At 45.8% G+C, this 12576-nt stretch carries 12 protein-coding genes; 3 read left to right on the forward strand and 9 right to left on the reverse strand.

The window, feature by feature from the left end; all coding sequences use genetic code 11:
* Positions 1 to 176 precede the first annotated feature (176 nt).
* On the reverse strand, positions 177 to 1184 hold the full coding sequence (glpX, locus tag BCT34_RS03710) for a class II fructose-bisphosphatase (protein ID WP_076656764.1): 1008 nt from the start codon (positions 1182 to 1184) through the stop codon (positions 177 to 179).
* 324 nt (positions 1185 to 1508) lie between these two features.
* On the opposite strand from glpX, the gene zapB reads away from it, so the two are divergent.
* Positions 1509 to 1751, forward strand: coding sequence for a cell division protein ZapB (gene zapB, locus BCT34_RS03715; protein WP_008219652.1), 243 nt, complete (start codon positions 1509 to 1511; stop codon positions 1749 to 1751).
* Between the two features lie 94 nt (positions 1752 to 1845).
* On the opposite strand, the gene rraA is transcribed toward zapB, so the two are convergent.
* The 7 genes from rraA to priA all read right to left on the reverse strand — a co-directional run bounded on the left by rraA (position 1846) and on the right by priA (position 9791).
* Positions 1846 to 2364 carry a ribonuclease E activity regulator RraA gene (gene rraA / locus BCT34_RS03720; protein ID WP_076656765.1) on the reverse strand — a complete coding sequence of 173 codons (519 nt, stop codon included), beginning with the start codon at positions 2362 to 2364 and terminating at the stop codon, positions 1846 to 1848.
* Between the two features lie 73 nt (positions 2365 to 2437).
* Complete coding sequence (locus BCT34_RS03725; protein WP_076656766.1) at positions 2438 to 3355, reverse strand: 1,4-dihydroxy-2-naphthoate polyprenyltransferase; 918 nt, start codon at positions 3353 to 3355, stop codon at positions 2438 to 2440.
* A gap of 155 nt (positions 3356 to 3510) precedes the next feature.
* Entirely contained in the window at positions 3511 to 4851 is a 1341-nt protein-coding gene (gene hslU, locus BCT34_RS03730; RefSeq protein WP_076656767.1) for an HslU--HslV peptidase ATPase subunit, read from the reverse strand.
* A 58-nt stretch (positions 4852 to 4909) separates the two neighbouring features.
* Positions 4910 to 5458 carry an ATP-dependent protease subunit HslV gene (gene hslV, locus BCT34_RS03735; RefSeq protein WP_076656768.1) on the reverse strand — a complete coding sequence of 183 codons (549 nt, stop codon included), beginning with the start codon at positions 5456 to 5458 and terminating at the stop codon, positions 4910 to 4912.
* 224 nt (positions 5459 to 5682) lie between these two features.
* Positions 5683 to 6222, reverse strand: coding sequence for an SPOR domain-containing protein (locus tag BCT34_RS03740; RefSeq protein ID WP_076656769.1), 540 nt, complete (start codon positions 6220 to 6222; stop codon positions 5683 to 5685).
* A gap of 122 nt (positions 6223 to 6344) precedes the next feature.
* Entirely contained in the window at positions 6345 to 7349 is a 1005-nt protein-coding gene (cytR, locus tag BCT34_RS03745) for a DNA-binding transcriptional regulator CytR (RefSeq protein ID WP_076656770.1), read from the reverse strand.
* 240 nt (positions 7350 to 7589) lie between these two features.
* Positions 7590 to 9791, reverse strand: a complete 2202-nt coding sequence (gene priA, locus BCT34_RS03750) for a primosomal protein N' (protein WP_076656771.1) — start codon at positions 9789 to 9791, stop codon at positions 7590 to 7592.
* A 331-nt stretch (positions 9792 to 10122) separates the two neighbouring features.
* Here priA and rpmE point away from each other — a divergent pair, with 331 nt between their 5' ends.
* Together rpmE and BCT34_RS03760 are read left to right on the forward strand one after the other, a co-directional pair.
* Positions 10123 to 10341, forward strand: a complete 219-nt coding sequence (gene rpmE, locus BCT34_RS03755; protein ID WP_076656772.1) for a 50S ribosomal protein L31 — start codon at positions 10123 to 10125, stop codon at positions 10339 to 10341.
* 333 nt (positions 10342 to 10674) lie between these two features.
* On the forward strand, positions 10675 to 11964 hold the full coding sequence (locus BCT34_RS03760; RefSeq protein ID WP_076656773.1) for a malic enzyme-like NAD(P)-binding protein: 1290 nt from the start codon (positions 10675 to 10677) through the stop codon (positions 11962 to 11964).
* A gap of 201 nt (positions 11965 to 12165) precedes the next feature.
* Here BCT34_RS03760 and metJ read toward each other — a convergent pair whose 3' ends face one another.
* Positions 12166 to 12486, reverse strand: a complete 321-nt coding sequence (gene metJ, locus BCT34_RS03765; RefSeq protein ID WP_004415993.1) for a met regulon transcriptional regulator MetJ — start codon at positions 12484 to 12486, stop codon at positions 12166 to 12168.
* Positions 12487 to 12576: the final 90 nt, after the last annotated feature.

Consider the following 12576-nt stretch of genomic DNA (forward strand, 5'->3'; position numbering starts at 1 on the left):
TACTATTATGAGGCAAGGTGTTTATAAAGCAAACCATTTACTATATTGATGGTGATTTACTTTATAGAGCGCGTTTTACTCTATCAGCAGTCATGGTGAGATTCTGGTGCGCCAATAAAACAAAAGGCTGATACTTGGTATCAGCCTTCGAATACTCTGTTTAACCTAGCTTTGGTTTACAGGATATGACCTACTACTTCTGGATCTTTACGCTCTAGGTAGTGGATAGATTTGATGCGGCGAATCGTACGGCAACGGCCACGGATAAGTAGTGTTTCCGTTGTTGCTATATTGCCCTGACGAGAAATGCCTTCTAGCAAGTCACCCTTAGTGATACCCGTCGCTGAGAATACAACGTTGTCGCTGCGTGCCATGTCTTCCATTTTCAACACGATACCCGCTGTTACGCCCATTTCTGCACAGCGCTCAAGTTCAAGTTCACCGTGCTTGCGGTTTTCTTCTGTGTCGCCCTTTACTTCGTGACGAGGAAGAAGACGACCGTGCATGTCGCCGTCGAGTGCGCGAATTACCGCAGCTGAAACCACGCCTTCAGGTGCACCGCCGATGCAATACATTACATCTACTTCGCTGTCTGGCATACACGTTAGGATAGAAGCCGCAACATCACCGTCTGGCACTGCAAATACACGAACGCCCATTGTTTGCATCTCTGCAATAACTTGGTCGTGACGTGGCTTAGCCAGTGTAGTTACAACCAGTGTATCCAGTGTTTTACCTAGTGCTTTAGCAATGTTTTCTAGGTTTTCTTTCAGTGGCAGTTCTAGGTCAATCACGCCTTTTGCGCCAGGGCCAACAACCAATTTTTCCATGTACATGTCAGGTGCTTTAAGGAAGCTGCCTTTTTCGCCTGCAGCCAATACAGCTAATGCATTTGATTGGCCCATTGCTGTCATGCGTGTCCCTTCAATTGGGTCAACTGCGATGTCGACAGCATCGCCGCCTACACCTACGTTTTCGCCGATGTATAGCATAGGTGCATCATCGATTTCACCTTCGCCGATAACAATCTCACCGCTAATTTCGGTTTTGTTAAGTAGGCTACGCATTACTTCTACAGCAGCGCCATCTGCCGCGTTTTTATCGCCACGGCCAAGCCACTTGTAACCAGCTAGTGCTGCGCCTTCTGTGACACGAGAGAATGACATTGCTAAATCGCGTTTCATGCGGACTCCAAAATTTTCAAAGGGGGAATAGAAATTTCGCGGCGGATTTTACCATATCCAAAAGAAAACGTTTGCCTTTTTGTTTTTTGGAGATTGCTCTCGATCAATTCGCAGTGGAAAACAGTTATTATTCATCAAAATAATCGGTTTGCCGTCGTGGCAGTAATCGTTCACGTCAATATTCGGTAAAAAGCGCTGTTTTTTTCATCGAATGGCGCAAAATATCGAATATATTGAGTGTTTATCCTTGCTCTGCTGAGTAGAATGGGGAAATAAGTGGAGTGAACCTTCACCATCAAACGGATAACTTAAAGGTAGGCCAGAATGTCTTTTGAAGTACTAGAGCAGCTAGAAGCAAAAATTCAAACAGCAGTAGATACAATTGCACTTCTTCAAATGGAAGTGGAAGAGCTTAAAGAAGAGAAACAAGCACTAGCAACAGAAGCTGGTGAGCTTAAAGCAAGCCGTCACGAGCTAGAGCAAAAAACTCAGCAGATGCAAGAAGAGCACTCTGCATGGCAAGATCGCATCCGTAACCTTCTTGGTAAAATGGATGAAGTAGAGTAATTGACTCTTCAGAATTAAAAAACGCCCGCTACTCAGTAGCGGGCGTTTTTGTTTGTGTTCATATGTTTTGCTTCGAAGCTTAGTGAGTTGTGAGTTACTCGACCTCTTCTTCCTCAACATCCAAATCAAGCTCTACATCCAAAGGCTCTGCAGAAAGAATGATGCCGGTGTTGTCTGCGTAGAGGTAATCTTCTGGTAAGAAGGTCACACTACCAAAATTCACTGGGACGTCTATCTCTCCGACACCTTCTTGGCTTGCACCAACAGGAATAGAAGCCAAGGCTTGGATGCCTAGGTTCATGTCTTCAAGCTCATCGACTTCACGAACGCAGCCGTAAACCACAATACCTTCCCACTCATTGTCTTCGGCAAGCAGGGCAATCTCAGCATCGATCAGCGCTTTGCGTAGTGAGCCGCCACCATCGATTAACAACACACGCCCCAGGCCATCTTGCTCTAGTACAGAGCGAATCAAAGCGTTGTCTTCAAAACACTTTAATGTCGTGATCTGTCCTGCGAAGGATGCACGTCCACCGAAGTTGCTGAACATTGGCTCCACGACATCAACTTGATCCAAATATATGTCGCACAGTGTTGAAGTGTTGTATTCCATTAGTATACCTTTTGAACAATGAGCTTACTTTGAGTATATCGGTGCTTGATCCCTTTGCAATGATTAGTCTCAATTAACTCAGTAGAGTTTGAGCTACGACAACCCCTGCAAACAATAGGTTAGTGACCAGTGAGCATTTCACAATCACAGGCATCATTGGTGCAATCTGCGCTGGTTTTTCGGTTTCCCAAACGGCCTTCCCGTGCTTATAAACAACAACAATGCTCAGTAAAAACGGTAGGCTGATCCAAACTGGTTTTTCTTGAATCAGTAGGTAAATAGCAAAAGAGACAAGTGCCAAACCAAGCAGTGCAAAATGGTAGTGCTTGGCTTTGCGTTGTCCTAGACGAACCGCCATGGTGCGCTTGCCGCATTCGCTGTCGTTTTCGATGTCACGCATGTTGTTGATATTGAGTACTGCAACTGCCATCAAGCCACAGCCCAATGCTGGTAAAAACAGACTTGGTTCAACATGGCCAGTGTGTAAGAAGTAAGTTCCGGAAACACCGAGCAAACCAAAGAAGATAAATACCGATAAGTCGCCAAGGCCAATATAGCCATAAGGCTTATTTCCGACGGTGTAAGCGATCGCTGCAGCAATGGCTAATACGCCTAACGCAATGAAAGATAAGATACTTTCAATCGAGGTTAAGGCGTGGAAAATAAGAATCAGCCCAGCGATCATGGTAAACACGATGTTGAGGATGATGGCTTGCTTCATGGTTTTAGCGGTTACCGCGCCAGACTGCATTGCACGTGTTGGCCCAAGGCGATTTTCGTTGTCTGTGCCTTTTACTGCGTCACCATAGTCATTGGCTAGGTTCGATAGGATCTGTAATAAAGTGGCGGTTAAAAATGCCAGTAGTGCTATCGATAAAGAAAACTGACCGCCGGCGAACGCTAAACTACTTCCTGTAAGAATAGAGACGAGTGCAAGAGGCAGAGTTTTTGGTCGTGCGGCATCAAGCCAAATCAGTAGAGATTGTTTCATCGTAGGTCTAATTCTTTGTAAGTCTTCGTTTCAAACTGTGATTTGAGTATACGCCCATTTTTCGGGTAATAAAAAGCCCACTCGAAAGTGGGCCTTGAATTCGCTTATTAGCTGCTATTTCTTTGAGATAGAGCAATAAGTTGGAGTTTCGTGTGCTACAGGATGAAGCGGCTTAGGTCTTCGTCTTCAACGAATTCGCCAAGCTTCGACGTTACGTAAGCTTCATCAATCACTAGCTTGCTACCCGCTTTGTCTGTTGCGTCGAATGAAATCTCATCCATCAGGCGCTCCATTACTGTGTGTAGACGACGTGCACCGATGTTTTCAGTGGTTTCGTTTACGCGCCATGCTGCGTCTGCGATTTGATTGATGCCATCTTCAGTGAACTCAATGCTCACATCTTCTGTTTTCATTAGGGCAATGTACTGCTCTGTTAGAGATGCTTTTGGTTCAGTCAGGATGCGTTTAAAGTCATTTGCAGAAAGCGCTTCAAGCTCTACACGGATTGGTAGACGACCTTGCAGTTCAGGGATCAGGTCAGATGGCTTAGCCACTTGGAATGCGCCTGATGTGATGAACAAGATGTGGTCTGTTTTCACCATGCCGTGCTTGGTTGATACAGTGCTGCCTTCAATAAGAGGTAGTAGGTCACGCTGAACACCTTCGCGAGATACGTCTGGGCCTGAGCTGTCGCCACGCTTACAGATTTTGTCGATCTCATCGATGAATACGATGCCGTTGTTTTCAGCGTTGAAGATCGCGTTCTCTTTTAGCTCTTCTTGGTTCACAAGCTTTGACGCTTCTTCTTCCGTCAGTGCTTTGAATGCGTCTTTGATTTTCATCTTACGCTTTTTCTTGGTGTCGCCAGCTAGGTTTTGGAACATGCCTTGTAGCTGGTTAGTCATCTCTTCCATGCCCGGAGGTGACATGATTTCAACGCCCATTTGTGGTGCTGCTACGTCGACTTCGATCTCTTTGTCGTCTAGCTTACCTTCACGCAGTTTCTTGCGGAAAATCTGACGAGTGTTTGAAGAGGTCGTGTCTTCAGTTGATTGCTCGTTCTGACCCCAAGCATCACGAGCTGGTGGTAGAAGGGCATCAAGAATACGTTCTTCAGCTTGTTCTTCAGCGCGATATTTTACTTTTTCCATCGCTTGCTGGTGCGTCATCTTGATTGCAACGTCCGTTAGATCACGGATGATGGTCTCAACTTCTTTACCAACGTAGCCAACTTCGGTGAACTTAGTTGCTTCTACCTTGATGAAAGGCGCGTTTGCGAGTTTCGCTAGACGGCGAGCAATTTCAGTTTTACCGACACCCGTTGGACCAATCATTAGGATGTTCTTTGGTGATACTTCAACACGCAGGCTCTCTTCAAGCTGCATACGACGCCAGCGGTTACGCAGAGCGATAGCGACTGAACGCTTAGCGTTGTCTTGGCCGATAATGTGGCGATTGAGTTCGTGAACAATTTCGCGAGGAGTCATCTCAGACATGGTTTTTCCTTAATTCTTTAATCACTGTTGAATACAACGTTATTGGTGGAAGCGTTCGTTACTCTGGCTTTGGCAGTTCAACGGTGCTTTCTAGTTCTTCAACGGTGTGGTGATGGTTGGTGAATACACAGATATCGCCCGCAATGTTCAGCGACTTTTCTGCGATTTCACGCGCATCTAAATCAGTATTTTCTAATAGTGCCGTAGCCGCTGCTTGAGCGAAGTTACCGCCCGAACCGATCGCAATCAGGTCGTTTTCAGGTTGAACTACGTCACCGTTACCAGTGATGATCAGTGAAGCGGTCTCATCCGCTACTGCTAGCAGTGCTTCTAACTTACGTAGAGCACGGTCGCTACGCCAATCCTTCGCCAGCTCAACGGCAGCTTTGGTCAGATGGCCTTGGTGCATTTGTAGCTTGCTTTCAAATTTTTCGAATAGCGTGAAAGCATCAGCCGTACCGCCAGCAAAACCAGCCAGTACTTTGTTGTTGTATAGGCGACGTACTTTACGGGCATTGCCCTTCATTACAGTATTGCCTAGAGATACTTGTCCATCACCCGCGATGACGACTTTATTATTACGACGTACAGATACAATGGTAGTCACGAGTAGGGCCTCTTAATATTTCTTATCTTTGGGTATAAAAACTATATGAGGATGGCGCTCGGATAATTCAAGGAAGGGCGAGTGATGTCGCGCAACTTATCGGTGGAAGTTGTAAGGAAATTTGGCTGAACGGAGGGGAGATAAAAGAAAACCTCCACAATGGGAGGTTTTCAATATTTGGTTTTATGCTTTTACTAAGACTGAAACTGGCGCTGAATCTAAAACTACTCGGTGTCTTTCCAAATAGCGCAAGGTTCGATTTTCGCTCTTTGCAGCTTGTGGCGATCTCGCTCTGCGTCACGCTTCAATTTGTAAGGACCTAAAACCACACGGTACCAGCTACTGCCATCTTTCTTGCGGATCTCACTCGAGATACCTTGGAAGGCAATATCTAACTTACGTGCTTCTGCCTGCGACGAGGTTTTGTAAGCGCCACACTGCATGATGTAAGGGATCTTAGAGATCTGCTGCTCTTTGGCTTTGACTTCAACTTCTCGGCTTGGCAGCGTTTCAACATAATCCCACTTCTCTTCAGGAGGCGGTGGAATGACTTTCGCAGGTTTTGGCTTAGGCTTTGGTTTGGTTGCCACAGGAGTCGGTGCTGGCGGCTCAGGATCATTACTCAATAGGTAAAGTCCGTAACCAAAACCACCGGCAAGGAGGATCGCCAAAAGACCACTGCGCCAAGGTTTACGGCGAGGGGCTTGTTTCTTGGTCGGTTTCTTCGTGCCACGACCGCGCTTTACATAATCTCTATTAGCCACAAGACAATTCAATAGTTGCTGATTCTGCTCTCATGGTAATCCAGATTGCGCGAGGATAATAGTGCAGAAATGGAAGCGGCACATCAAAATGTGCCGCAGATTTATATCGGTATTTCTAAGGCTTACATTCGAGGTGGCGCAGTACTGCCTCGAACCACTAACTTAGCTTCAAGCAGGCGTGAACCAGCTTGCACATCGTTGCCTTTCAGGAGGTCAAGCATCATTAACATCGCTTGGCGTCCAATCTCATAACGAGGTTGAGAAATGGTGGTTAGCGGTGGATCGCAGTATTGAGCGAACTGGATGTCATCGAAGCCAACAATGGATAGGTCTTGAGGTACGCGTAAGCCTAGTTTCTTCGCTTCTTGAATCGCACCAATGGCCATTGCATCGTTGTGACAGAAAATAGCCGTTGGCTGTTCAGGAAGTGCCAGTAATTGACGAACCGCTTGAGCGCCTGCTTCAAAGGTAAAGTCACCGACCGTGCTGTAGGCTGGGTTCATTGTGACTCCGGCACGACGTAGCGCTTGTTGGTAGCCTTGCTGGCGGAACTTACACAGGGTTGCTGATACTGGCCCTGAGATTTGAGCGATACGTTTATGACCTAACTGAGCTAGGTAGTTAACCGCTTCAAATGCAGAGGTCAGGTTGTCGATGTGTACCGTAGGCAGTTCAAGCTCTGGGGCAAATTCACACGCCATGACCATCGGTGGTAAGTTCTTTTGTTCAGGCTTGCTGACATCAAACGGGTGGTCAGTACCAAGCAGTAGCATGCCGTCAGCTTGTTTGGTGAAAACTAAGTTAACAAACGAAGATTCGCGTTTCTTTTGCTGACCGCTATCACCCAGTAGAACAAGGTAATCATTTTCTACTGCGGCATCTTCGATACCACGAATGATCTCGGCGAAGTAAGGGTCACAGATATCAGGAACAATAGTGATGATGGTTTTTGATTCGTTGCGACGTAAGTTTCTAGCTAATGTATTGGGTGAGTATCCAGCTTCAAGTACTGCTGTTTCTACTCGCTTACGAGTTGAAACTGAGACTTTCTCAGGATTCATCAATGCACGTGATACCGTGGCTGTTGAGACGCCTGCTAGCTGGGCAACATCCTTCATTGTCGCCATAAATTAAACCCTCTTTTAAGTTCCTTTGTCGCCTAAGTATCTAAGGCGTGAATAATAAATGTAATCGAATAGATATTGTGAAAGTGTTGCTAACACTTTTTTTATTGCAATATTTTATTCGTTTAAATCGCGTAAAGTTACGGCTAGATTAACAAAAATCACATGACTAGTGTGAAGTTGCTCACGAGTAATATGAAATATTTGTGAATAAACTTATCATTAGTTTTAACCCAAGTGGGTTTAGCTCAAATCTTGAGGCTCAATATCGAGTGACCAGCGGACTTTTTTCGCAGCAGGTAACATATTGATCGCCGGCTTGGCACTCATTAAAAGCTTCTGCATTAACGACCGCGTCTGAGTTTGTAAGATTAGCTGCCAACGCGATTTGCCCGCACGTTTAGCTAACGGAGCAGGGGTTGGCCCTAGAACCATGCAATATTGGTCAAACAGTGGATGCGATTCCAATGTGTGACGAACCTGGCGCAAGAACTCTTCCACTAAGCGTGTGTCGTTCGCTTCTGCTCTAAACAGAGTCATAAAGGTATAAGGCGGTAACATAGCTTGCTTACGTTCTGCCAGTGCCGTCTGAGCAAAGTGGTTATAGTCTTTGTGCAGCAAGGCTTGCAGCAATCCATGTTCTGGGTGGTGAGTTTGTAAGATTACCTCACCGGGTTTGCTAGCACGACCTGCTCGCCCTGCTACTTGGATGAATAGCTGGGCAAGACGCTCAGATGCTCGGAAGTCACTGCTATATAAAGACCCATCAACATCCAATAACGCCACAAGTGTCACGTCAGGGAAATGGTGCCCCTTAGCCAACATTTGTGTGCCGATTAAAATCTGGTATTCACCTTTACGAATCGACTCTAGCGCGCTTTCTAAGCTGCCTTTACGGCGGGTGCTGTCGCGGTCAATGCGAATTGTTTTGTATTCAGGGAATAGTTGGCCAAGTTGAGCTTCTAATTGCTCGGTACCTACGCCTACTGTTACTAAGTTCGAAGACCCACAACCTTGACAATTGTGCACAATGTGCTGCTGAGAACCACAGTGGTGGCAGCGCATCTCATTGCTGTATTGGTGATAGGTGTAGTAAGCATCGCAACGTTTACATTCGGCAGTCCAACCACAATCGTGACACATCAATGCGGGAGAAAACCCTCGGCGATTGAGAAACAGCATCACTTGGTTGCCTGCTTTGAGGTGTCTTTGCATCTCGGCAATTAACGATGCAGACAAGCCACTTTCTAGATATTCACCCTTAACATCCAACACCTTATTGGTGGTCGGCAATGCGACACCTGCGCGTGAGGTGAGGGTAAGGTAGCTGTATTTACCGATCTGAGCATTGTGCAGTGTTTCAAAGGCCGGAGTCGCCGAGCCTAACACTACTGGAATCTGTGCTTTGTGCGCACGCATGATCGCCACATCACGAGCATGGTAGCGCAGGCTATCTTGCTGTTTATAAGAGGCGTCGTGTTCTTCATCGACAATGATAATACCCAAGTCCGCAAACGGCGTGAACAGAGCCGAACGAGTACCAATCACGATGCCCGCTATTTTATCTCGCGCCGATAACCACGCATTCAGTCGTTCAGAATCATTTAAACCAGAGTGGATAACCTCAACAGGCACATTAAAGCGTCGCTTAAAGCGGTTAATCGTTTGAGGTGTTAGGCCGATTTCAGGCACTAACACTAATGCTTGTTTACCCTTATCGAGTATCGGCTTGATCATATTCAGGTAGACTTCTGTTTTACCAGAACCTGTGACGCCTTCTAGCAGGAAACAACCAAAGTCGGTTTGACTATTTACTGTTGCAATCGCGATGGCTTGCTCGGCATTGAGCTTAGGTTTGTCTTGGTCATTTTCAAGATCAACAGGCCAAGGCTGACGTTTCGGCTTTTTCTCTACCGATTCAATCCAACCTTTCTCTTCGAGTGTTTTAAGGACAGCGCTACCCACCTCTTCATCGATGAACTCTTGATGAGGGACGGCGCCGAGCTCCAGCATGTGCATCACTTTGGCTTGCTTGACCGCACGACCAAAGCCTTGCATCAATTGATCTCTGCCTGATGGTGTCAGTTGCCATTCAACCAATGTTGCGAAGTCAGCTGCTTTACCTTTACGTAAAGCACTTGGCAGGGCATTGGCAAAGGTTTCGCCAAGCGGGTACTGATAAAACTGACTGCACCACGTTAGGAGAGAATAGACAGATTCCGGCCAAACCGGTTGATTGTCTAATAACGCTTTAATAGGTTTGAGCTTGTCTAGCTCGAATTCTGATTCGTTAACCAGAGCCGTGACAATACCGGTTAAGGTTTGTCGTCCAAAAGGTACAGAGACTCGCCCACCAATAATCGGAAATAGGTGGCTTGGAATCTTGTAATCGAACTGCTTGTCGAGTGGAACAGGCAGTGCCACGCGGGCAATCATTGGACGCATAAAGGGACGGCTTTATCTGAGTTGACGAGAGCGAACAGTCTAAAGGATAAGGCGCTTAAATTCGAGAAGCAGTTTGGATGAAGGCGGCGAGTAAGCTTATACAAGTAAAGAGAGCCAGAAATCTCAAGCCGATAAAAGAAATAAAGATACAATTGGTGAAAAATGTATCAAATCAGTTGATCCTACCTTATAGATTCATTACTATACTGCGCCTTAAAGGTATGGCTTCGTCACTCTTTTGTGCGAATGCGGTGTCTTTATTTCTTTTTTAAACTACGTGTGGTGTGCGGCTTAGAATCGTATAGCGACACGGCCTACTTGAGGTTATCCCATGAAAGCTGGAATCCACCCAGAATACAAAGCAGTTTCTGCAACTTGTTCTTGCGGCAACACATTTGAGTTCAACTCAACTCTTGCAAAAGAATCTATCCACCTAGACGTATGTGACAAATGTCACCCATTCTACACTGGTAAGCAACGTATCGTAGATACAGGCGGCCGTGTTGATCGCTTCAACAAGCGTTTCGGTGCTCTTTCTAGCAAGAAGTAATTCTCGCTATTTAGACATGAAAAGGACACTTCGGTGTCCTTTTTTGTTGCCTGCAATTTAAGAAAGCAGCGACTTTCATTTAAGCTTTAACCCCACCTAACGATAGGTAGCCTCTCTATTCTATTACAGGGCAATTCCTTACTTATCATTCGCCGCTAAAATTCCGCACGAAAGTTCAACAAGCGATAGTAATTTCAACTGCTCACTGGTCTTATTAGTAGTGAAATCTCGTTTTTTAATGAGACAGAGGCTTCAACCACCTAGGAACTTTGAAGTACATCCATTAACATGAACAAGATCCCCCAAATAATAATATCCTAGGAACCTACACCTATGTCTGAAGACAGCAGCCAAGCTCAATCCTCTCAAGAATTATCACCTCAAGAACAATTCCGTCAGCAAGCTCTTGATTATCATGAGTTCCCAATTCCAGGCAAAATTGCCGTAGAACTGACGAAGCCTGCAAACTCTGCAGAAGACCTAGCACTTGCATACAGCCCAGGCGTAGCTGAGCCTGTACGCGAGATCGCACAGAACGTTGATAACGTTTATAAGTACACAGGTAAGGGCAACATGGTTGCAGTTATCTCTAACGGTACTGCGATTCTTGGCCTAGGTAACCTTGGTCCAATTGCTTCTAAACCAGTAATGGAAGGTAAAGCGCTTCTGTTTAAGCGTTTCGCTGGTTTAGATTCTATCGATATTGAAGTAAAACACCGCACAATCGATGAGTTCGTTGATACGGTTGCCAACATCGCAGATACATTCGGCGGTATTAACCTAGAAGACATCAAAGCACCAGACTGTTTTGAGATTGAACGTCGTCTGATTGAACGTTGTGATGTACCGGTATTCCACGATGACCAACACGGCACGGCGATTGTAACGGCAGCGGGTATGCTGAACGCGATCGAGCTTCAAGGTAAGAAGCTTGAAGAGTGTAAGATCGTTTGTTTAGGTGCTGGTGCAGCTGCGGTAGCTTGTATGGAGCTACTGATTAAGTGTGGTGCTCAGCGTGAGAAGATCTACATGCTTGACCGTAAAGGTGTGATTCACACTCGTCGTGATGACCTAAATGAATACAAAGAGCTGTTCGCAAATAACACTGACAAGCGCACGCTTGAAGATGTTATCGAAGGCGCTGACTTATTCTTGGGTGTATCGGGTCCTAACTTGCTTCCTGCTGAAGCACTAACTCTGATGGCTGACAAGCCAGTTGTGTTTGCATGTTCAAACCCAGATCCAGAGATCAAGCCTGAGCTTGCAAACGAAGTGCGTTCTGATCTAATTATGGGTACAGGCCGCAGTGACTACCCTAACCAAGTAAACAACGTACTTTGTTTCCCATTCATTTTCCGTGGTGCATTAGATGTGCGTGCGAGCGAAATTAATGACGAAATGAAACTAGCGGCGGTTAAAGCGATTCGTGAACTAGCGAAAGAAGAAGTGCCAGCTGAAGTACTGGCAGCTGCGGGTGAGACTGCACTGGAGTTCGGTAAAGGCTACATCATTCCTAAGCCAATGGACCCACGTTTACTTCCTCGCGTAGCACGAGCAGTTGCGGAAGCGGCTGTTGAATCTGGCGTAGCTCGTATCGAGATGCCTGCTAACTATATGGCATAGAGACATAGATACTGGATGACATAGTCGTCTGGTATTGTCGTTTCGGTATCGAGACGAAAAAGAATAATAAAAAACCGACTCATCTGGAGTCGGTTTTTTTATGTCTATCATTCACAGCGCAGTCATAAAAACGCAATGCGTGATGTGATAAATAGGGTCAGCTAGAGCGAATCAATAATGAAGGCAATGACTGAGTTATTTTTATTCTTCGTCAAACGCTTCGAACTCGATACCCATTTCTGTCATCAGTTTTTTAACTTCAGCAGGGATATCGTCTGGACGATCTTTACGAAGGTCTTCATCCGTTGGTAGTGGTTGGCCTGTGTACGCATGTAGAAAGGCTTCGCACAGTAGCTCACTGTTTGTTGCATGGCGTAGGTTGTTAATCTGGCGGCGAGTGCGCTCGTCAGTCAGAACCTTTAACACTTTTAGAGGGATAGAAACTGTAATTTTCTTTACTTGTTCGCTTTTCTTTCCATGCTCAGCATATGGGCTTATGTATTCACCATTCCAGTCGGCCATTGCGTACCTTCATCACTTTAGTTGTTAGAATAAATTAATAGTGGTGATTTTAGCGGGATTTACTGCCATAAGCAAAGACATATAGACGTC

The sequence above is a fragment of the Vibrio sp. 10N.261.45.E2 genome (genome assembly GCF_002875705.1).
Lineage (GTDB): Bacteria > Pseudomonadota > Gammaproteobacteria > Enterobacterales > Vibrionaceae > Vibrio.

Bases quoted from the DNA above. Each gene is read 5' to 3' on its own strand.
- hslU (WP_076656767.1), bottom strand. From the start codon at position 4,851: ATGTCTGAGATGACTCCTCGCGAAATTGTTCACGAACTCAATCGCCAC.
- rraA (WP_076656765.1), bottom strand. From the start codon at position 2,364: ATGGAATACAACACTTCAACACTGTGCGACATATATTTGGATCAAGTT.
- metJ (WP_004415993.1), bottom strand. From the start codon at position 12,486: ATGGCCGACTGGAATGGTGAATACATAAGCCCATATGCTGAGCATGGA.
- zapB (WP_008219652.1), top strand. From the start codon at position 1,509: ATGTCTTTTGAAGTACTAGAGCAGCTAGAAGCAAAAATTCAAACAGCA.
- priA (WP_076656771.1), bottom strand. From the start codon at position 9,791: ATGCGTCCAATGATTGCCCGCGTGGCACTGCCTGTTCCACTCGACAAG.
- cytR (WP_076656770.1), bottom strand. From the start codon at position 7,349: ATGGCGACAATGAAGGATGTTGCCCAGCTAGCAGGCGTCTCAACAGCC.
- BCT34_RS03725 (WP_076656766.1), bottom strand. From the start codon at position 3,355: ATGAAACAATCTCTACTGATTTGGCTTGATGCCGCACGACCAAAAACT.
- rpmE (WP_076656772.1), top strand. From the start codon at position 10,123: ATGAAAGCTGGAATCCACCCAGAATACAAAGCAGTTTCTGCAACTTGT.
- BCT34_RS03760 (WP_076656773.1), top strand. From the start codon at position 10,675: ATGTCTGAAGACAGCAGCCAAGCTCAATCCTCTCAAGAATTATCACCT.
- glpX (WP_076656764.1), bottom strand. From the start codon at position 1,184: ATGAAACGCGATTTAGCAATGTCATTCTCTCGTGTCACAGAAGGCGCA.